Genomic DNA, 19832 nt, shown 5'->3' on the forward strand with positions numbered 1-19832 from the left:
ACGCGATGAAAGTTCTTGCGCACATCGACGTTTTTTCGATCCAGACGGTGCTTGATAGCGAGCACGGCGTGTATTACGCAAGCGCCGGCGATCTAAACGATAGCTTTTACGACTGCGTAAAAAAGGCCGACGAGGTATTTTGCGTAAATATCCCGCGCAAGGCAGATATCGTGATCTCGGTCGCGCCCTATCCGATGGACGTCGATCTCTATCAGGCGCAAAAAGCCCTAGACAACGGCAAACTAGCGCTTGCTAAGGACGGGATTTTGATAATGGTCGCAAAGTGCCGCACGGGCATCGGACCAAAGCCGTTTTTTAACCTAATGGCGTCCGCGCCGACCCCGCAAGAGGTGCTGGAAAAAATTTCGAACGAATTTCACCTAGGCTATCACAAAGCCGCTAAGATGGCTGAAATCTCGCTCTGGGCGCAGACCTGGGCGGTGAGCGAGCTTAGCGACGACGAGATGCGAGCCGTGCACCTAAAACCGTATCATGATTTGCAAAAGGCCGTGGACGACGCGCTCGCGCAAAAGGGTGCGGACGCCGGGATCATCATATTGCCGTTTGGCTCGATGACGGTGCCTAAGGTTTAAGTTTGGCGAAATTTCTTTACTACGACGCAAGTGCGGGCATCAGCGGCGATATGAATTTAGGCGCGCTGGTGGATCTGGGCGCGGATTTTAGCTATCTTTGCGCCCAGCTTGCTAAGCTAAATTTAGCTAGCGAGTTTTACCTACGCAAGCGCAAAGTGCTAAAATGCGGTATCTCCGCAACCAAAATAGACGTCATTTGCGCGACAAATCGGGATCAAATTCCGCTTGGCCTCTCGGGTGCTAAATTTAGCCCGCGTCAAAATTTAAGCGGCAAAATTCACGGCGCCCAATTTAGAGCGGATAAGCCCGCCCAAAACCATCCGCATCCGCGAAATTTCGCGCAAATTTTAGAGCTTATCGAGAGCTCTAGCCTAAGCGCTTTCGTAAAAAAAACGGCAAGCGAAATTTTTAGCGTTATCGCGCGAGCCGAGGCTAAAATCCACGGCACTAGCGTAGAGCAAGTACATTTTCACGAAGTAGGCGCGGCAGACAGCATCGCGGACGTAGTGGGCGCGGCTATTTGCTTGGAGGCCTTGGGCGCGCCGCAAATTTTTGCTTCGCCTATCGAGCTTGGCGGCGGTTTTGCGCATTGCGCTCACGGCAGGCTGACCGTACCGGCGCCTGCGGTTTGCGAAATTTTAAAAGGCGCGCAAGTAAGCCTAGGGCGAGCGAATTTCGAGATGACTACGCCCACAGGAGCGGCGATTTTAAAGGCCTGCGCACTAAATTTAAGAGAGCAAGACAGCCGCGAGTCGCCGCGAAATTTTAAAATTTTAAGCGCGGGCTACGGCGCTGGCGATAAAGACGTCGCAGATTTTGCCAACGCGCTTCGCGTGATACTTTGCGAAACGAGCGAGGATTTAGGCTTGAGAGATGAGCCAAATTTGAGCGTGCAGATCGGCTATGGCGAGCTTTGCGAGCGGATTTTAATCTCCACTAATATCGACGACATGGACGCCGAGAGCTTTGCCTTTGCGTGCGATATTTTGCGAGATAGCGGCGCGCTGGACGTATTTAGCAGGTCTATTTTTATGAAAAAGGGGCGCGCGGGCTTTGAGCTAAACGCGCTGTGCCGCAAGCAGGACGCCACGCGGATAAAGGGGCTTATTTTCGCGCATACGACGGCGATCGGAGTTAGAGAGTGCGCCGTGAGGAAAACCGAGCTTGCGCGCGAGTTTTGCGAGGTGGAGACTAAATACGGCAAAATAAGAATTAAAATTTCGCGCGGCCGAGCTTGCGGTTTTAACGCCGAGCAAAATTCGACGGATGAAAATTTAGTCCGAAATTACCCCGAAATTTTAAAAATCAAGCCAGAATTCGAGGACTGCAAAAAAGCCGCGCAGAGATTTCAAACGACGATCCGCGAGGTTAGAAACGAGACTTTAAAAAAATATGACGAAACTAGAAATTCTAAAAAATGATATAAAAAAGCTGGAAAATTTAGCCGTAGCGTTTAGCGGCGGCGTGGATAGCTCGCTACTGCTGCGCGTTGCCGCCGATACGCTAGGCCGGCGCGCGGTGGCGATCACGCTAAAATCGCCCTATATGTCGGGGCGCGAGATAAAAGAGGCGGTAGAATTTACCCGTACTTACGGCATCAGGCACGAAATTTTAGAGCTAGACGCGCCCGAAGCGGTAAAAAATAATCCGCAAGATCGCTGCTACGTCTGCAAAAAGGCGGTTTTTACGCGGCTAATCGAGCTAGCAAAACATCTAGGCTTTACAAACGTCGCCGACGGCACGAACCTAGACGATCTTGGCGAATACCGCCCGGGGCTTAAAGCAAAAGACGAGCTTGGCGTACTTTCGCCGCTTAAAGGCCTCAAAAAATCAGAGATTAGAGAGCTTAGCCGCGAGCTTGGACTGCCGACCGCAGATAAGCCCAGCTACGCGTGCCTTCTGACGCGTTTACCGCACGACAGGGAGTTTTCCGCGGAGGAGATTTCTCTCGTGGAGCGAGCCGAAAATCTGCTAATCTCGCACGGGTTTTTAAACGTTCGCGCGCGCTTTGACGGCAAAGCCTTTAAGCTGCAAATGGGAGCGAGCGAGACGAGGCGCTTTTGCGCGGGAGATTTTGGCGCCGTCGTACGCGAGATCGCCGCGCTTGGCGAGTATGATATTTTGCTTGATTTAAAGGGGCTTCGCGGGGAGATTTTAAATGACGAAAGATGAGGCTTTAAATTTTATCCGCGCCGTAAAATCGGGCGAAAAAAGCGAGCGCGAGGCGATAGAGTTTTTGCGGGATTTTCCTTTTAGCGACGCTGGCTGCGCTAAAATCGACGTTCAGCGCGCACTACGAAACGGCACGGGCGAGGTGATCTACGGCGAGGGCAAGACGGATGATGAAAATTTACGTATCGCAGAAGCGATCGGCGCGAGAGGGCAAAATATCCTAATCACGCGCACGAACGAGCGGGTTTTTAAGCGGGTGCGCGAGATACTGCCGCAGGCGGAGTTTAACGCTCGCGGCCGCGTCATCAGCGTCAAATTTAAAGAACCCGCGCTCACGCAAAGCTACATCGCGATAGTCTCCGCCGGCACCGCCGACGGCGCGGTAGTGGAGGAGGCGTACGAGACGGCGCGATTTTTAGGCAACGACGTGCGCAAATTTAGCGACGCGGGCGTGGCGGGACTGCACAGGCTGATCGCAAATTTAGAGCAAATACGCGGCGCAAAGGTCGTGATCGCGGTGGCGGGCATGGAGGGCGCGCTAGCTAGCGTGCTGGCGGGGCTTGTTAGCGTGCCGGTGATCGCGGTGCCCACCAGCGTGGGATACGGCGCGAGTTTTGGCGGACTGGCGGCTCTGCTAGCGATGCTAAACAGCTGCGCAAACGGCGTTAGCGTCGTAAATATCGACAACGGATTCGGCGCCGCGTATAACGCGAGCCTGATAAATCATCTCTAAATTTACGCCGCGCGAGGCAAATTTATCGGCTAAATTTAAAAGGAAAGCGTTGCGAGAGAAAAATTTAAACGAGCAAAAGGCTAGGCCGAAGGGCGCAAAAAAGCTCCCGCAAAAGACGCAAATAAGACAAAGCACGAGAACAAGGTTAGCGTTTTTAATCGCGGCGACTCTGATTTTAGCGGCTGAAATTTATATCGCGATCTGCGTAAAGGGCGGCTTCGTGCGCCACTACGCGGGCGACGTTTTGGCCGTCATCTTGCTTTATGCGCTCGCTAGGACTGCGTTTAGCGTGCCGCCTTTAAATTTGCCGCTTAAAATTTTCGCGTTCGCGGCGGCTTTGGAGCTCGCGCAGTATTTTGGCGCGGTGCAAATTTTAGGCGTAGAAAATAAAATTTTAAAAGTAATGATCGGCGGGACGTTTGATTTTGCCGACCTGCTCTGCTATGCGGTTGGCTGCGTCCTGGCGGGCGCTTATGAAAAATTTGAAAGTAAAATTTAGCAAAGGAGAAGCAATGGATAAACAAAAAGCCGTGCAAAAGATGACCGAGGTCATGGCGAAATTCGTCGGCTACACGGGCAAAGTGCTGCCCGACGACGTGACAGCGAAGCTGCTGGAGCTCGCCGAGCGCGAGACGCAGCCGCTGGCAAAGGAGATCTACAAAACGATGTTTGAAAACCAGCGCCTAGCTAAGCAGCTAGACCGCCCGTCCTGTCAGGATACTGGCGTGATCCAGTTTTTCGTGCGCTGCGGAGCGAACTTCCCGCTCATCGGCGAGCTTGAGGAGCTGCTGCGAGAGGCCGTACTGCGAGCGACGCGCGAGGCTCCGCTGCGTCACAACAGCGTCGAGACCTTCGACGAGTACAATACCGGCAAAAACGTCGGCAAGGGCACGCCGAGCGTATTTTGGGAGATCGTGCCGCAAAGTAGCGAGTGCGAGATACACACCTACATGGCGGGCGGCGGCTGTAGTCTGCCCGGCAAGGCGACCGTGCTGATGCCCGGCATGGGCTACGAGGGCGTCGTGAAATTCGTCATGGACATAATGACGAGCTACGGCATAAACGCCTGTCCGCCGCTGCTAGTGGGCGTAGGCGTGGGCACCTCGATCGACGTGGCGTCGCTACTATCTAAAAAGGCGCTGATGAGGCCTCTTGGCTCGGCAAACCCAAACGACCGCGCCGCACTAACCGAAAAGCTGCTCGAAGAGGGCATAAATAAAATCGGCCTGGGCCCGCAAGGAATGAGCGGGGCAAGCTCGGTGATGGGCGTGCATATCGAAAACTGCGCCCGCCACCCAAGCGTCATCGCCGTCGCCGTAAACGTGGGCTGCTGGTCGCACCGCAAAGGCCACATCATCTGGGACGAAAAGCTAAATTTTGCCGTAAAATCGCACAAGGAGTTCGCGCTATGAGTAAGAAAATTTTAACCACGCCGATCAAGGCCGAGGATCTAGCAGATATCAAAATCGGCGACGTGATCTACCTCAGCGGGCACATCGTCACCTGCCGCGACGTGCCGCACAGACGCGTCGTGCAGGAGGGCCGCAAGCTGCCGCTTGATATCAGAGGCGGAGCGATCCTGCACGCTGGACCGATCATCAGAAAAGTGGGCGATGAGGGCTTTGAAATGGTCTCGGTGGGGCCGACTACGAGCATGCGGATGGAGAAATTTGAGCGCGAATTTATCGCCAAAACGGGCGTGCGTCTGATTGTGGGTAAAGGCGGCATGGGCGAGGGCACGATGAGCGGCTGCAAGGAGTTTGGCGCGATACACTGCGTATTTCCCGCAGGCTGCGCGGTGGTAGCCGCGACGCAGGTCGAGGAGATCGAGAGTGCGGACTGGACGGAGCTTGGGATGCCCGAGACGCTGTGGAAGTGCCGCGTGAAGGAGTTTGGCCCGCTTATCGTCTCCATAGACGCGCACGGAAATAATCTTTTTGAGCAGAATAAGGTCAAATTTAACGAGAAAAAGGACGCGGCGCTAGCTGAAATCTTACCGCAGGTCGGGTTTATAAAGTAGTTAAATTTTGGCGGCTCGCGCTTTAAATTCTACGCCTTAAATTTTTACGCCCTGCCGCTAAAATTTAAAATTTAACGCTCTAACGAGGGGCAAATTTTAAGGGCTTTGGGCGGATAGCGCGGGCGTAATCGATTAATAAAACAGCCGGCGGGACTTGTCGCGAGATTAAATTTTATCTGCAAAATTTAACTAATCGCGAGGGATAAATTTTAAAAATTTAAACCCGCAAAGCCGCCGTTTTAAAGCACCGATTAAAAGCGCGCCAATCTCGCTGAGGCTCTTTCGCAAATTTAGCTCACGCGCTATCTTTCTGCGCAAATTTCACGCTTACGTAGAGGTAGCTTGCAAGCCCTAGCGCGCCCAGTATTGCGCCCGCATTGCCTGATTTTAGGCATGAGTGCGCAAATTTAGCTAAAACAAGTCTTGGCGGCTTAAATTTTCGTCCGCAACGTAGCCAAGAGGCAAAATATAAATATAAAACAAACATAAATAAATACCAAAATCTACGGCGCTGACGGCGGCTGCGGGACTGCGGATATAAATCTCTGATCCAAAGCAAGCTTGGCGTCCGTATAAGCGGCAGTTAAAAGAAATTTTGGATTTTTATGACGGCGGAAGCGTAGGCGATGAGGATATTTTTTATTTACTAAAAGTCGCAAGCCAAACGCTGTAGGTGATACTTCAGGCTCGGACGCGATCCAGATTTAACCGCCGTTTACGGATAAATTTAAGCCAAATTTAACGGCCCAAACAGCAAAATTTATCCGTTAATTAACAATATAAAAAAGGAAAAATTTGGGCAAAACGACTTTTACGGTTGTATTTTTCTGTGCTTGCGCGCTGTTTTTGACGGCTGTAGGCTACTTTACTTTGGGCATTTTGGCTAAATTTTATGCTTTTATCAAATTTGCCGCGCGTCTTTGCTTGCAAGACCCTAAATTTAGCCTCGCCATGTTTGCGCCTGCGTTCATCTTATCGCTTTATATCGTGCTGGTTTCGCAAAATATCATTTTTGATTTTACTTGGGGCGCCTCGGCAAATATTTTCGGCGGGCCGGCTTCCGGGTTGCTTTTAGATGCGCTACTTTTTGGATTTTCGCTGATTGCAAGGCTAGAGGAGCGATATTTTTACGTTTTTTCATTTCGCTTGGCGCTTTTGGAACTACTTTGCGGGCTTATTACGGCGATAATTTCAAGGGATATTTTTAGCATTTACGTCCCGTGCGCGCAGATTTTACTCGTATTTTGCGTATGTTTTGACTTTTTGTGCCTAAGCGCGGCGAAAGCAAACGCGAAGCTGCTAGATGATTTAAGTGCAAAAAATGATTTAAGCGAACCGGAAAAACTTGCCAAAGAGGTGCTAGAGCGGCTCGCAAACTTGCCTGATAAGGAGGAAGCATTGCTGCAAGCAAACATTATCCGCATGAAAATGAAGCAAGAATGCCGCACGGCTTAAATTTATGGTTTTAGCTGTTTAAATTTAGCGTTTCTCGCATCAAATGGTCAAATTTGACTTCGTTTCAAACAAACTTTATCGCGTAACCTAACGACGCCCGAAAAACCGCCTGAAAAACGCAGCCGTTTGGCGAGCCCTAAGCAAAACAAACGCCCACAGCTGCCTACAAATCTGTATAATAAGATATGCCGACATCATCACGCAAAAATTCGCAATACCAAAGCCGATCAATTCATAGCAAAAAAATAGTTCAAATCTTATCTGCATCGTAAACTCTCGCGTCGGCCGATAAGTGTGCCATATCCAATAGCCAGAGAAAAAATCATTAAGTCCGCCAAATACCAAAAAGCATACGATAAGCGCAAATAAAATAATGCCTTGCGAAAGCGCTTGGGCGTTGCTTTTGCTTCCTTCAAGCCTGCCGGTAGCTCCTTTTGCCACGCCGTAAAGTCCCGCAAATAGCAAACAAACAGGCATAAAAAAGCATAAATAACTAAGATGAAACGCCGCCACGTCGCCAAAGGCGGTTTTAGTCTGCGCCGTATTTATAGCAGGATAAAAATCCGCCATAAACGCCGTAAAGTCTCTAAAAGCCGCGTGAGCGGACAAGATATCTTCGGGTACGGCAAATAAGCTCAAAGCAACCAAAGCGTAAGCGCCCAAGCTAACAAAAAAGGCAATTTTAAGCTTCCTTGCGGCCAATCTTAATCTTGCTTTTAGTCTTATAATCTTATTTTTCGGCTCTATAACTGCGACCTTTTAGCGATTTTTGAGCGTATTATACCATCTTCTTGAAGTCTTCCTTGCCCAAATTTACGCTCTTTATATGCCGCCTATTTGGCTTTACGCAGTTTAATCCAGCCCGCTTTTGGCAAAAACTAAAATTTTGGCGCCGTTTGCGCGTATCTTTGAGTAAGTTCGTTTGCCGCGACCGACTTTAAAGCTAGGCAACCCGTCCGCAATCAATAATCGCGCTTTTTGCGTAAGTTTTATTTTAAATTTGCTGCGATATTTATTTCTTGACGCTCCTTGCGTAATCTTAGCAAAATCCTTTAAAACACCCTTTATCCGGCTATTTTACGGGCATCAGCGGTAACGGCGCTAACCGCTTTTACGTATCTTGCAAGGCCTGTCTGCTTCTTTGATACCGTTTCGGAGTCAGGGCGTCTTTTCTACCGCTTAGAATTTTCAAATTTAGGCTCAAGATAAGTCAAAAACTTTCGCAGACGTTTTTCTCAAAGCAACTGCGTCCCATCGGTAGTAAATGAAGTGAAGTTAAATGCGAGAACTATGATTTTGCCAAAGCTCTTAAAGCGGCTGGCGTAGAGAAGTTAAAAATAAGTATATACGTTCCCAAATTTTAGATAATAAATTTAGAGAAGTTCTAAAGTATTTAGCAAAAGAAATAGAAGCTACTAAAATAGCAAATCTAACCGGCTTTTAGGCAAAATTTTTGGTACGTTAGCTCGCCTAGGCGCTTTGTTTGAGTAAATAAAAATCGTCTTTACTTCGCTTTGCTTACTACTTTGCAAGAAGCTAACGGCAAAACCGTATAAATGGCATTGAGAATTTTAGTTGCTGCTTGCTTTGCTACCGCCCACCCAAAGGCTACGAGTATAGTAAAGTAGAGGCAGAAGGGATATGCTAAGCATGGATTTCTAAATTTAAAGGGAATTTTTAGGCGTAGTGACGACGGCGACCACAGGGAAGTTAAGAAAAAGAGAATTTCTACCTTATCTTAAAGAGTGTATTCTGCTCCACATCGCCGCGTTTATAGCTTTTTAAAAAGTGGCTACAAGCGTAAGTAGTTTAAATATAGCACTAAAACTACGAAATAAAACTTATATCAGAAACTTTTGAGATTGACAAGAGAAAATTTGCTTAAGTTACCTTAAACTAAAAAACATCAAGAAAATTTTTGTGGTTACTTTATGGTATGAGTGGTGCCCCGTGTAGGGTTCGAACCTACGACCCCATCATTAAGAGTGATATGCTCTACCAACTGAGCTAACGAGGCAAATGGCGCAGCGGACGGGGCTCGAACCCGCGACCTCCGCCGTGACAGGGCGGCATTCTAACCATCTGAACTACCGCTGCACCTAAAATGGTGGTCGCTATAAGACTCGAACTTATGACATCCACCTTGTAAGGGTGGCGCTCTACCAACTGAGCTAAGCGACCGAAGTTAATAAAAATAAATGGTGTCCTGTGCTGGACTCGAACCAGCGACCCCTTCATTAAAAGTGAAATGCTCTACCGACTGAGCTAACAAGACAAATGGCGCAGCGGACGGGGCTCGAACCCGCGACCTCCGCCGTGACAGGGCGGCATTCTAACCATCTGAACTACCGCTGCACCTAAAATGGTGGTCGCTATAAGACTCGAACTTATGACATCCACCTTGTAAGGGTGGCGCTCTACCAACTGAGCTAAGCGACCAAAAAAGACTAAATCGTGGCGACCCTTAAAGGATTTGAACCTCTGTTGCTACACTGAGAGAGTAGAGTCCTGGGCCACTAGACGAAAGGGTCTATGTAAAAATGGTGTCCTGTGCTGGACTCGAACCAGCGACCCCTTCATTAAAAGTGAAATGCTCTACCGACTGAGCTAACAAGACAAATTTTCAAAAAACGAAACGTGATTATATATAAAAAAGGCTGATTTGTCAAGAAAATCGCCGTCGTTTTTAAAATATCGTCGTAAATTTAAAAATTTGCGACGATATTTACGTTTAAATTCGATTTAGCAAGAAAAACAAGTCTTAAACTCGTATGCCGTAGGTCTTGCCTCGTACGGCCACACTTGGGTTTCAAATTTATAATGCTGATAATCATCGATAAAAGTCTCGGTCATTATCGGACGGAGATATTCGTTGTCGCGGATTAACGCTTCCAGGCTGCCCCTTAGCGTATGCGGTAGCTGCTCGATACCGCGCTCGCGAATTTCGTCTAGGTGCAGTTTAAATAAATTTTCATCCATCGGGCCCACCGGCTCCATTTTGTGCTTCACGCCGTCAAGCCCGGCCATCAGCATCGTAGCAAAAGCCAAGTAAGGATTTGCCGTGCTATCAGGGAATCTCATCTCGGCGCGCACGGATTTTTCTCCCGAGCCGTAAGGGATACGGATCGATGCCGAGCGATTTTGGCTAGAATACGTTAGGATAGACGGCGCTTCAAAGCCCGGGATTAGGCGCTTGTAGCTGTTTGTGCTCGGGTTTGTAAACGCCGCGACGCTTCTTGCGTGGTTTAAGATTCCGCCGATGTACCAGCGCGCGAAATCGCTTAAATTCGCGTAATTTCCCTCGCCGTAGAATAAATTTTTACCGTCTTTCCACACCGACTGATGCACGTGCATGCCGCTGCCGTTGTCGCCGTAGAGCGGCTTTGGCATAAAGGTCGCGGTTTTGCCGTTTAGGTGCGCGACCATTTTGACGACGTATTTGTAAATTTGCACGTTATCGGCGGCCTCTACGAGAGTGCCGAATTTCACGCCGATCTCGCCTTGACCCTGCGCGACTTCGTGGTGCCCGACGAAGACTTCAAGGCCTACTTGCTCTAAAACCTGCATCATTTCAGTGCGCAGATCGACCATACTATCGGTCGGCTGCGTCATCAGATAGCCGCCTTTTCTACGCGGTCTGTGGCCCGTGTTGTAGCCGTCGGTAAAGTCCTTGGCATCATTCCACTCGCCCTCTTCGGTATCTACTTCGTACATCGCGCAGTTTGGGCTATCGACGATTTTTACGTTATCAAATATAAAAAATTCGTTCTCCGGCCCAAAATACGCCGCGTCGCCCACGCCGCTTTCTTTTACGTAGGCCATCGCTTTTTTGGCTATCGAGCGCGGGCATTTTTCGTAAATTTGCCCCTTGTAAATGTCGTAAATATCGCAAAAAACGACTGCGGTAACGTCGGCGGTAAAAGGGTCTAAAAAGGCGCTAGTAGCTTCCGGACGCATTACCATGTCGCTTTTATCTATCGGTTGCCAGCCGCCCAGCGAGCTCGCGTCCATCGGCACTCCATGCTCGAAATGCGCCTTTTCGACGGCTTTTACGTTATACGTGATGCTGTGCCAAGCGCCGTTCATATCGGTAAATCTAAAATCTACGAATTTAACCTCGTGCTCTTTGCAAAAATCAAAAAAATGATCGATGCTTTTTACGAATTTTCCCATTTTTCCGCTCCTTTGTTTATTAATTTCGTAATTGTATCATAAAATATTGCTTTTAAGATTAATTTAAATAATTTTTTCTACCTGATCTAAAATTTTACAAATTCTCTATCGCGATTTTTAAATATCGCGCACTTGCTAAAGCCTAAATTTCTAGCGATTTGTTCGCATTTTTCGCCGTTTAGACCGACTTGGTCTTTTGCGTGAGCATCCGAGCCGAAGGTGATTGGGATATCCTTTTCGGCGATCATTTCTAGTAAATTTACGCTCGGATACTGCTCGCCGATCGGTTTTCTAAAGCCGGCCGCGTTTATCTCCACCGTCAAATTTCCCTTTTTTATAGCGTTAATCGCGTCTTTAGCAAGGAGTCTAACGTCGGTTTTTGGCATAAATTTAAATACTTTTAGCAAATCCAAATGTCCGACTATGTCAAATTTGCCAGACTTTGCCATCTTTTCTACGCAGTAAAAATAATCCCGCCAAATTTGATCTATATCGCGGTTTTTATATTCGCCGATAAACTCGGGATTATCAAAGCCCCAACCGCCCAAAAAATGCACCGAACCGATGAGATGGTCTGCGTCGCGCGATAAAACCCGCTCATCCATAAAGCCCTCTAAAAAATCGACCTCGTAGCCGAGCATTATTTTTATCCGCCCGTCAAATTCGTCTCTGAGGCGCAAAATTTCGCTCTCGTAAACGTCCATTTGCGAAAAATCCATACGGTACGCTTCGTCAAATTTCATCGGCGCGTGGTCGCTAAAACCAAAATACTCGCAGCCCGAATTTATCGCGCTTAAAACGTACTGCCTAGGCTCGTCTATAGCGTGTTTGCAAAGCGGAGTGTGATTGTGAAGATCGACTTTCATTTTCGTCCTTTTGTTTCCGAGATGCTACCTAAAATTTGATAAATTTAAGGATAAAATTCGCTTTTTAAACTTACATTTCGTTAATTTTTTATATAATCAGCCTAAATTTAAATAGGAGTTTTTATGACGCAAGAAGAACTTGACGCCTTGATGGCGGGCGATTTAGAGGGCGTTGCCGCCGAGACCGACGACGCGCAAGCTAGCGAAGATGAAAATTTAAACCTAGAAACCGCCGAGGAAGCCTCGGTAGAGGGCAAAGACGAAGACGTTAAATTCGACTCCGGCGACTACAAAGTATCCTCAAATATGCCATGGCCTCCGCCTCCTCCGACCGATGATCACAAGATGGTTCATCAACTAGACGACGTCACGAAAGACAGCGAGGAAAAAGCCACGCAGATGTTTGACAAGCTTGACGCGATCAATAACTTCTCTATGGACGCAGAGAGCGGACTTAGCGAGATTATCAGCGGTATAGAGGCTAATATCGAAATTTTTACCAAACTACACGAAAAATTCCCGAATATCGCTACTTTTGCCGAGGCGCTAGAGAAAAATAACGCACTAAAAAGCTCTGCAGAAACGACTCTAGATAATGTCAGGATGGCCGAAGACGAGATAATGATGGCGATGGATATGATGCAGTATCAAGACATCCATCGTCAAAAGATCGAGCGCGTCATCAACGTAATGCGAGCGCTTAGCAAGTATATGAGCAGCCTCTTTGAGGGCAAGATCGACGACGAGAAGCGCGTAGCCTCGGCCGTACATATCGCTGGCGATACGCACACCGAAAATCTCGTCAGTAACGACGATATCGAGGCTCTGATCGAAAGCTTGGGCAAAAAGTGAAAAAGCCCGAGCTTTTATCTCCCGCGGGAAATTTAACCAAGCTAAAAATAGCCTTAGAGTACGGCGCGGACGCGGTTTACGCATCGGTGGCGAGCTTTTCTCTTCGCACTCGTTCGGCGCGCGAATTTAACCTTGAAAGCTTCAAAGAAGCTATCGAATACACGCACGCAAAGGGCAAGAAATTTTACGCGACGGTAAACGCGTTTCCTTTTAATTCGCAAATCGAGCCGCTAAAACGCCACTTGCAAACGATTTCTGCAATGAAGCCAGATGCCTTTATCATCGCGACTCCGGGCGTCATGAGCCTAGCAAAAGAGATCGCGCCCGAGATTGAGATACACCTCTCGACGCAGGCAAACGTCATGAATGCGCTTGACGCTAAAATCTACCACGAAATGGGTGCAAAACGCATCGTCGTAGCGCGCGAAATGAGCCTAAAAGACGTCGTGAAGATAAAAGAGCAAATCCCGACGCTCGATATCGAAATTTTCGTACACGGCTCGATGTGCTTTGCTTACTCGGGGCGCTGTTTGGTTAGCGCGGTTCAAAGCGGCCGCCAGTCAAACCGCGGCAGCTGCGCCAACGACTGCAGGTTTAAATACGAACTCTACGCCAAAAACCCCGAGAGCGGGACGCTGTTTCGCCTAGAAGAAGACGAAGAAGGCGGCACGCACGTGATGAACTCCAAAGATTTAAATTTATCCGCACACATCAAAGATATCATCGAAAGCGGCGCGGTCGATAGCCTAAAGATCGAAGGCCGCACGAAAAGCGAATACTACGCCGCCTGCGCGACCAGAGCCTACCGAATGGCTGTCGACGACGCAGCGGCTGGCAAATTTGACGCGCAAATTTACGCGAGCGAACTAAATACGCTAAAAAATCGCGGCTTTACCGACGGCTACTTGGTAAATCGCCCGTTTGAAAAAACGGATACGCAAAATCACACCAGTAGCCTAGAAGAAGGCACTCATCAGGTAAACGCCATGACTTTAGACTGCGAGTTTTTTAAATGCAAATATAAAATTTTCCCAGGCAACGAGTACGAGATCGTGGCTCCCCTGGGCGCTCAGATAGATGAGTGCGAGAGCGAAATATCTCAAATTTTTGGTCGCGACGGCAAGAAATTTATCAAATTTAAAAAGCTCGTAACCAAAAAAGGCAAGGAAATAGCAGAAATCCACAGCGGCAACGAAAACGAAGTAAATTTGGGCGCGAGGCTGCCTAAATTTAGCTTTTTAAGAGAGGAAATAAAATGAAATTCGTATCTATAATAATGGGAAGCAAGAGCGACTACGACGTAGTTAGCGAGGCGGCGAAAACGCTTGAGAAATTTAACGTTCCTTACGAGCTGATCATAAGCTCCGCGCACAGAAGCCCGAAGCGAACGAGCGAATACGTCGCCGCAGCCGAGGAAAAGGGCGCGCAGGTATTTATAGCAGCAGCCGGCATGGCGGCGCACTTGGCGGGCGCTATCGCGGCAAACACCACTCGTCCTGTGATCGGCATACCGATGGCAGGCTCCGCGCTAAGCGGCGTGGACGCGCTTTATTCGACCGTGCAGATGCCAGGCGGCATGCCTGTAGGCACCGTAGCGATCGGTAAGGCCGGCGCGGTAAACGCAGCCTATCTGGCACTGCAAATTTTAGCTCTAAACGACCAAAATCTAGACGAAATGCTAAAAGCCGACCGAGCAGCCAAAGCTAAGCAAGTAGAGGAAGACTCGGCGAAGGTGGAAGTTTTACTCGCCTAAAGGAGCAAATATGCAGACATACTTAAGTATAGACGAATTTTGCAAGCTCGTGCACCTAGAGCGCGAGGTAATCGAGGGGATGATAAACCGCGGCGTGCTAAATACGAAAGAAGAAGGCGGCGAGATCCTCATAGAGGCTAGCCAGGGCACGATGAGCGTGGTGCCTAGCGTCGTGGCCGTACCTGCGCCCCAGATCGGTGCCGACGGCTTTAGCTTCGTGGAAAAGACGATCGGCACGATATTAAATTTGCACGAAAAGGTGCTTGATGCTAAAGACGAAACGCTAGAGACCCTGCGCAACGAAAATAAGTTTTTAAAAGAGGCGCTAATCTCGATGCAAGAGCTCTACGACGAGGATCGCCGCACGGTCGAGACGCTCACAAAGCAGCTAAAAAATTCGCAAGATGAAGTCGAGTTTTTAAAACGAAAATACAAGCTCATGTGGAACAAGGCGGTTGAAAATTTTAAAGGCGACAAGGAGTAGTCATGGAAATTTTAGCGGTAGAGGGTTTTAAAATTTGCGGATTAAAAACTCGTACCAAAAATGCCGACGAGATAAACGGCGACGGTAAAATCCCAGCCTTGTGGGCTAAATTTACAAAAGAATTTTATGACGGCAAAAGCGAAATTTACGGCGTTTATTGTAGTTACGAAAACGGCGTAAACGGGCTTTATGATTTATTTATCGGTACGAAGTCGCTTTGCTCAGGCGGTGAAATTTTAGAGATAAAAGGCGGCAAATACGCTGTTTTTAGCTTTCCAAACGAGCCGCAAAACGTAGCAAAATTTTGGGGAGAAATTTGGAAATATTTTGAAAGCTCAAAGCTAAAAAGAGCCTACGAAACGGATTTTGAGAAATATTTAAACGAAAAAATAGAAATTTACATATCAATAAAATAAAAGGTAAAAAATGACGTTTTCAGAGATTATTTTGACGTTGCAAAATTACTGGCGCGAGCAGGGTTGCGTGATACTGCAGCCATACGATATGCCTGCGGGTGCCGGCACCTATCATCAGGCGACTTTTTTAAGGAGCCTCGGACCAAAGCCGTGGGCGACGGCGTACGTTGCCCCATCTCGCCGCCCGACCGACGGTAGATACGGTGAAAACCCAAACCGCCTGGGTGCTTATTATCAGTTTCAGGTGCTCATTAAACCAAGCCCCGAAAATATACAGGAGCTTTATCTAAAAAGCCTCGAAAAGCTTGGGTTAAATTTGAAAAATCACGACATCCGCTTCGTCGAGGATAACTGGGAGAGCCCGACGCTAGGCGCTTGGGGGCTAGGCTGGGAGGTCTGGCTGGACGGTATGGAGGTGACGCAGTTTACGTATTTTCAGCAAGTTGGCGGCATCGCGTGCGAGCTGGTTTCGGCTGAGATCACTTACGGTCTCGAGCGCCTTGCGATGTATTTGCAGGACGTAAATAGCGTCTACGATATCGTTTGGGACGATAGGGGCGGCAACATCGTGACCTACGCCGACGTGCATAAACAAGGCGAGTACGAGTGGAGCAAATATAATTTCGAGGTCGCGGACGTAGATATGCTGTTTCGCCAGTTTGAAAATGCTTTCGGCGAGTGCAAACGCTGCCTAGAGGCTAAAATTTCGCTGCCTGCGTATGATTATTGCATGCTTGCGGCGCATACGTTTAACGTCCTTGACGCGCGCGGAGCGATCAGCGTAACGCAAAGGCAAGACTATATCCTAAAAATCCGCGAGCTAGCCAAAGAGTGCGCGCTAACGTATAAAGCCAGCATCGATGCCGCGAACGACGCGAAGGGCGAATAAAATTTGATGAAAATCGGCGAAATTTATAAAATTTTAGACGAGATTAGCCCGTTTGCGAGTCAAGAGGAATGGGATAACAGCGGATTGCTCGTGGGCTCGTTTGAGGCGAGCGCGGAGCGCGTTTACCTTAGCCTTGACGTCGACGACGAGCTTTTGGACGAAGCACAGCCGAACTCGCTTATCATTACGCATCATCCGCTCATTTTTAAGGGGCTAAAATCCCTAAATTTGGACAAGTATCCAAGTAGCCTAATCGCAAAGATGATGGCTAAAAATTTAAGCCTAATCGCGATGCATACAAACTATGATCTAAGCCACCTAAACGAATACGTGCTAAGCGAAATTTTGGGCTTTGCAATAAAAGAACGCGATGGATTCGTGCTTTATGCGGATGTAAATTTGAGCTTTGACGAGCTTTGCGAGATGGTAAAAACAAAGCTAAATTTAAGCCATTTAAGAGTTTGCAAAGGGCGAAAATTTGATCCCAATGCGCAGGTAAAACGCCTTGCATTTTGCACGGGAAGCGGCGGCGATTTGATTGATAGCGTTAAAGCGGACGTGTTTTTAACCGGAGATCTGAAGTATCACCAAGCCATGAGCGCCGCGCAAAATAATCTTACTATGCTAGACATCGGGCACTTCGAGAGCGAGCGGTATTTTGGGGAGTCGCTTGCAAAATATTTGCAAATTTTGCCGATTCCTACTATAATATCCAACTCAAAAAACCCGTTTTCATACAGTTAAAGGAAAAAGATGAATAAATATTTAGAACAGCTAGTCGAGCTTTCAAACATCGATAAAGATATCGACGATTTTACGCCGCGCCTTGAGAAAGTTCAAAGCGTTTTAAGAGCGACCAAGGACGAGCAGGCGGCGATTTTAGCGCAGATCGAGGAAGCGGCTACGAGCGTGACCGAGCTAAAAAATCAAAAATCTCAAACCAACGCGCACATAGCCGAATTTAGCGCAAAGATAAAAGACGTCGCTAAAAAAAGCGGTGCGGCAAAAACCGAAAAAGAGATAAAAGCGCTTCAACTAGAAGACGAGCTAGCTAAAGAACAGCTAGAGGCCGCAAACGAAGAGGTCGAAAGACTAGAAAAAATCATAGATAGCAAAAATGCGCTAAAAAGCGAGCTTGAGGCAAAGGCTGCGGAACTTGGCGAAAATTTGACCAAAATCGAGAGCGAAATCTCGGCCGAAGTCGGCGCTATCGAGCAACAAAGAGACGAAATATACGCTAAGAAAAACAAGCTAGTCGGCGAGATGAATCAAAAAATCTTGACCTTTTACGAGAAAATCCGCAAATGGGCGCACAACACAGCCGTCGTGCCTGTCAAAAAGCAGGCCTGCTACGGTTGCTTTATGCAAATAAACGACAAGACTTATTCTGCCGTCATCAAGGGCGAAGATATCGTGACCTGCCCTCACTGCGGCCGAATTTTATACAAAGAAGCGGCGAACTAGCCTTTAAATTTGATAATAATTTATTACGTTTTAGTCCTCGCGGCATTTGCCTTGGGGGCTTTACCGCTTGCGATTTTAGCTTTTAATAAAAAGTACAGAGCCTCGATCCCCGCTAGATTTTTTTTGTTTAAAAATCCCAAATTTGACGCCTCGCGCGTGCATTTTCACGCGTGCAGTTTCGGCGAAGTGCGTTCTATCGCGCCGCTAGTTAGTAGATTCAAGGACGCAGCCGCAGTCTCGGTCGTAACCAAAACCGGTTTTGACGAGGCGAAAAAGATCACGCCAAATACGCGCTTTTTGCCGTTTGAGATATTTTTACCGTTTTGGCTAAAGCCTGCTAAGATAACGGTTATTTTTGAGGCCGAGCTTTGGCTGGGGCTTGTTTTTTGGGCTAAATTTAAAGGCTCGCGCGTCATTTTGATAAACGCTAGGATCTCTGATAGGAGCTACAAAAGTTATCTCAAATTTGGCTTTTTTTATAGATATTTGTTTAAATTTATAGATAAAATTTACGCTCAAAGCGATCTAGATAAACAGCGTCTACAGCGGCTAGGCGCCAAAAATATCGTCGTTAGCGGCAATATAAAATCAGCCTTTTTGCCAAGCCCGAGTAAAATTTATGCTAAGCCAAAAGAGCGCGTTATCGTGCTGGCTAGCACTCATGCGGGCGAAGAGGAGCTGATTTTGCGCGAGTTAAATTTTAGCGCAAACGACAAGCTGATTTTAGTTCCGCGTCATCCTGAGAGATTTGACGATGCGGGCGAGATTTTGGCTAAATTTGCCGTAAAAAACGGACTTAGTTTTGCTAAATTTAGCGAAACGAAAAATTTCAACGCGCAGTGCGTGCTGGTCGATGCGATGGGCGAGCTGGTAAATATTTATAAATTTAGCGACGTCGTCGTGCTTGGCGGTAGCTTCGTGCCAAACGTCGGCGGACACAATCCGATCGAGGCGGCGCAGTTTGAAAACGCGGTGATAAGCGGGGAATTTATATTTAACCAAAAGGCCCTGTATGGCGCGGTGGACGGTATAAAATTTGCAAAAGCGGACGAGATAAGTTCGCTTTTAAAGCAAGATTTGCCAAAGGCAAAAATAGTCGCCAAAGGCGATGCAAGCGAGATTTTAAAAGATATTGAGGAAAATTTATGAAAGAAGAAAAAGCCTATAAACTACTGGCGATCCAGGAGGGCATCTCAAACAACGAGGCAAAGGAGTTGATCGACGCTGGGCTGGTTAGCGCCAAGGGGCAAAGGATCGCCGTAGCACGCGCGATGATGAGCGCGGCGACTAAATTTAACGTGCAAAAGCTGCCGCGCCCAAGCGTGATTTTCGAGGATGAAAACCTAATCGCTGTTGATAAGCCGGCGTTTTTAACGTCGGAAAAAGTGAGCGAAACTTATAAATTTCCTCTGCTTCATAGGCTTGATAAGGAAACTAGTGGCGTGCTTTTGCTTGTTAAAAATGAGGAATTTCAAAAAAAAGCGATCGAGGAGTTTAAAAACTGCCGCGTAAAAAAAGAATACGTTGCGGCGGTCAAGGGTATCGTGAGCGAGGAATTTAGCGTAAACGAACCAATAATCACGCTAAAAAACAAAGGCGGAGCGTTTTCTAAGATCTCGCCAAACGGCAAAGAGGCGTTTTCGCACGTGACGCCGGTTATGGTCGCAGGCAAAAAAAGCCTCGTAAAAGTCGAGATAAAAACCGGCAGAACTCACCAAATCAGAGTGCATCTAAATCACGTGGGATACGGGATCGTAGGGGACGAAAAATACGCTAAAAATAAATCCGCGAGAATGTATCTGCATGCTTACAAAATCGAGCTTTTAGGATATAAATTTAGGTCAAATTTGAGCAGTGATTTTAATAGGCTCGGTTTTGAAATTTCAAGAAATTTTGAGATTTAAAGAGCGATAAAGCTTAAATTTAATAAAATACGCGCTTTAGCTATAAATGTAAATAAAA

The 19832-nt window shown here is 47.7% G+C and carries 20 protein-coding genes, 8 tRNA genes and 2 pseudogenes; 19 read left to right on the forward strand and 11 right to left on the reverse strand.

The genetic code is table 11. From position 1 onward, the window contains the following. The 8 genes and pseudogenes from QZ157_RS05660 to QZ157_RS05695 form a co-directional block, all read left to right on the forward strand. Window positions 1-593: pseudogene (locus QZ157_RS05660) on the forward strand (general glycosylation pathway protein); the annotation flags it as partial. 2 nt (window positions 594-595) lie between these two features. Next, window positions 596-2014: a nickel pincer cofactor biosynthesis protein LarC gene (larC, locus tag QZ157_RS05665; RefSeq protein WP_295142938.1), complete on the forward strand. Its 1419-nt coding sequence runs from the start codon at window positions 596-598 to the stop codon at window positions 2012-2014. Further along, window positions 1986-2765, forward strand: a complete 780-nt coding sequence (gene larE, locus QZ157_RS05670; RefSeq protein WP_295142941.1) for an ATP-dependent sacrificial sulfur transferase LarE — start codon at window positions 1986-1988, stop codon at window positions 2763-2765. Before larC ends, larE begins: the two co-directional genes overlap by 29 nt. After that, a complete protein-coding gene (larB, locus tag QZ157_RS05675; RefSeq protein WP_295142943.1) occupies window positions 2752-3498 on the forward strand; it encodes a nickel pincer cofactor biosynthesis protein LarB in 747 nt (248 codons plus the stop codon). The genes larE and larB overlap by 14 nt, the downstream gene beginning before the upstream one ends. Window positions 3499-3547: 49 nt before the next feature. After that, window positions 3548-3997, forward strand: a complete 450-nt coding sequence (locus QZ157_RS05680; RefSeq protein ID WP_295142947.1) for a DUF2809 domain-containing protein — start codon at window positions 3548-3550, stop codon at window positions 3995-3997. Window positions 3998-4010: 13 nt separating this feature from the next. Further along, window positions 4011-4910, forward strand: coding sequence for a L(+)-tartrate dehydratase subunit alpha (gene ttdA, locus QZ157_RS05685; protein ID WP_295142949.1), 900 nt, complete (start codon window positions 4011-4013; stop codon window positions 4908-4910). Next, window positions 4907-5518: a L(+)-tartrate dehydratase subunit beta gene (gene ttdB, locus QZ157_RS05690; RefSeq protein ID WP_295142952.1), complete on the forward strand. Its 612-nt coding sequence runs from the start codon at window positions 4907-4909 to the stop codon at window positions 5516-5518. The genes ttdA and ttdB overlap by 4 nt, the downstream gene beginning before the upstream one ends. 795 nt (window positions 5519-6313) lie before the next feature. Further along, window positions 6314-6973, forward strand: coding sequence for a hypothetical protein (locus QZ157_RS05695; RefSeq protein WP_295142954.1), 660 nt, complete (start codon window positions 6314-6316; stop codon window positions 6971-6973). Window positions 6974-7060: 87 nt separating this feature from the next. Here QZ157_RS05695 and QZ157_RS05700 read toward each other — a convergent pair whose 3' ends face one another. After that, window positions 7061-7612 (reverse strand): hypothetical protein, encoded by a 552-nt coding sequence (locus tag QZ157_RS05700; protein ID WP_295142956.1) that lies wholly within the window; start codon window positions 7610-7612, stop codon window positions 7061-7063. Between the two features lie 706 nt (window positions 7613-8318). On the opposite strand from QZ157_RS05700, the pseudogene QZ157_RS05705 reads away from it, so the two are divergent. After that, window positions 8319-8411 (forward strand): annotated as a pseudogene (locus QZ157_RS05705) (IS1595 family transposase); the annotation flags it as partial. Between the two features lie 503 nt (window positions 8412-8914). Here QZ157_RS05705 and QZ157_RS05710 read toward each other — a convergent pair. From QZ157_RS05710 to QZ157_RS05755, 10 genes are all read right to left on the reverse strand, one after another. After that, window positions 8915-8990 (reverse strand) — tRNA-Lys (locus QZ157_RS05710). 3 nt (window positions 8991-8993) lie between these two features. Further along, a tRNA-Asp gene (locus QZ157_RS05715) sits at window positions 8994-9070 on the reverse strand. 8 nt (window positions 9071-9078) lie between these two features. Then, window positions 9079-9154 (reverse strand) — tRNA-Val (locus QZ157_RS05720). Window positions 9155-9172: 18 nt separating this feature from the next. Next, window positions 9173-9248: transfer RNA gene (locus QZ157_RS05725), tRNA-Lys, on the reverse strand. A 3-nt stretch (window positions 9249-9251) separates the two neighbouring features. Then, window positions 9252-9328 (reverse strand) — tRNA-Asp (locus tag QZ157_RS05730). An 8-nt stretch (window positions 9329-9336) separates the two neighbouring features. Continuing rightward, window positions 9337-9412, reverse strand: a tRNA-Val gene (locus QZ157_RS05735). Between the two features lie 16 nt (window positions 9413-9428). Beyond that, window positions 9429-9504: transfer RNA gene (locus tag QZ157_RS05740), tRNA-Glu, on the reverse strand. A 10-nt stretch (window positions 9505-9514) separates the two neighbouring features. Further along, window positions 9515-9590: transfer RNA gene (locus QZ157_RS05745), tRNA-Lys, on the reverse strand. 125 nt (window positions 9591-9715) lie between these two features. Next, complete coding sequence (glnA, locus tag QZ157_RS05750) at window positions 9716-11146, reverse strand: type I glutamate--ammonia ligase (RefSeq protein WP_295142958.1); 1431 nt, start codon at window positions 11144-11146, stop codon at window positions 9716-9718. An 86-nt stretch (window positions 11147-11232) separates the two neighbouring features. Further along, a complete protein-coding gene (locus tag QZ157_RS05755; RefSeq protein ID WP_295142961.1) occupies window positions 11233-12012 on the reverse strand; it encodes a histidinol-phosphatase in 780 nt (259 codons plus the stop codon). A 123-nt stretch (window positions 12013-12135) separates the two neighbouring features. Here QZ157_RS05755 and QZ157_RS05760 point away from each other — a divergent pair, with 123 nt between their 5' ends. Genes QZ157_RS05760 through QZ157_RS05805 form a run of 10 tightly spaced genes read left to right on the forward strand, consistent with a single transcriptional unit; the run spans window position 12136 to window position 19774 of the window. Continuing rightward, window positions 12136-12864, forward strand: a complete 729-nt coding sequence (locus tag QZ157_RS05760) for a chemotaxis protein (protein ID WP_295142963.1) — start codon at window positions 12136-12138, stop codon at window positions 12862-12864. Then, window positions 12861-14123: a peptidase U32 family protein gene (locus tag QZ157_RS05765; RefSeq protein ID WP_295142966.1), complete on the forward strand. Its 1263-nt coding sequence runs from the start codon at window positions 12861-12863 to the stop codon at window positions 14121-14123. The genes QZ157_RS05760 and QZ157_RS05765 overlap by 4 nt, the downstream gene beginning before the upstream one ends. Further along, the gene (gene purE, locus QZ157_RS05770) at window positions 14120-14617 is read left to right on the forward strand and encodes a 5-(carboxyamino)imidazole ribonucleotide mutase (RefSeq protein WP_002951177.1); all 498 of its coding nucleotides are present in this window, start codon (window positions 14120-14122) and stop codon (window positions 14615-14617) included. The genes QZ157_RS05765 and purE overlap by 4 nt, the downstream gene beginning before the upstream one ends. Window positions 14618-14627: 10 nt before the next feature. Next, entirely contained in the window at window positions 14628-15101 is a 474-nt protein-coding gene (locus QZ157_RS05775; RefSeq protein ID WP_122874143.1) for a DUF3972 domain-containing protein, read from the forward strand. Between the two features lie 2 nt (window positions 15102-15103). Next, window positions 15104-15517 carry an effector binding domain-containing protein gene (locus tag QZ157_RS05780; protein ID WP_295142972.1) on the forward strand — a complete coding sequence of 138 codons (414 nt, stop codon included), beginning with the start codon at window positions 15104-15106 and terminating at the stop codon, window positions 15515-15517. Between the two features lie 10 nt (window positions 15518-15527). After that, window positions 15528-16406, forward strand: coding sequence for a glycine--tRNA ligase subunit alpha (gene glyQ, locus QZ157_RS05785; RefSeq protein ID WP_295142974.1), 879 nt, complete (start codon window positions 15528-15530; stop codon window positions 16404-16406). A gap of 6 nt (window positions 16407-16412) precedes the next feature. Further along, the gene (locus QZ157_RS05790) at window positions 16413-17150 is read left to right on the forward strand and encodes a Nif3-like dinuclear metal center hexameric protein (RefSeq protein ID WP_295142977.1); all 738 of its coding nucleotides are present in this window, start codon (window positions 16413-16415) and stop codon (window positions 17148-17150) included. 9 nt (window positions 17151-17159) lie between these two features. Further along, complete coding sequence (locus QZ157_RS05795; RefSeq protein ID WP_295142980.1) at window positions 17160-17870, forward strand: zinc ribbon domain-containing protein; 711 nt, start codon at window positions 17160-17162, stop codon at window positions 17868-17870. Window positions 17871-17879: 9 nt separating this feature from the next. Further along, window positions 17880-19019, forward strand: coding sequence for a lipid IV(A) 3-deoxy-D-manno-octulosonic acid transferase (gene waaA, locus QZ157_RS05800; protein ID WP_295142983.1), 1140 nt, complete (start codon window positions 17880-17882; stop codon window positions 19017-19019). Beyond that, window positions 19016-19774 (forward strand): RluA family pseudouridine synthase, encoded by a 759-nt coding sequence (locus QZ157_RS05805; protein WP_295142986.1) that lies wholly within the window; start codon window positions 19016-19018, stop codon window positions 19772-19774. Before waaA ends, QZ157_RS05805 begins: the two co-directional genes overlap by 4 nt. The last annotated feature ends 58 nt before the right edge of the window (window positions 19775-19832 follow it).

Source organism: uncultured Campylobacter sp., assembly GCF_905372745.1.
In the GTDB taxonomy this organism is placed as follows: Bacteria; Campylobacterota; Campylobacteria; order Campylobacterales; family Campylobacteraceae; genus Campylobacter_A.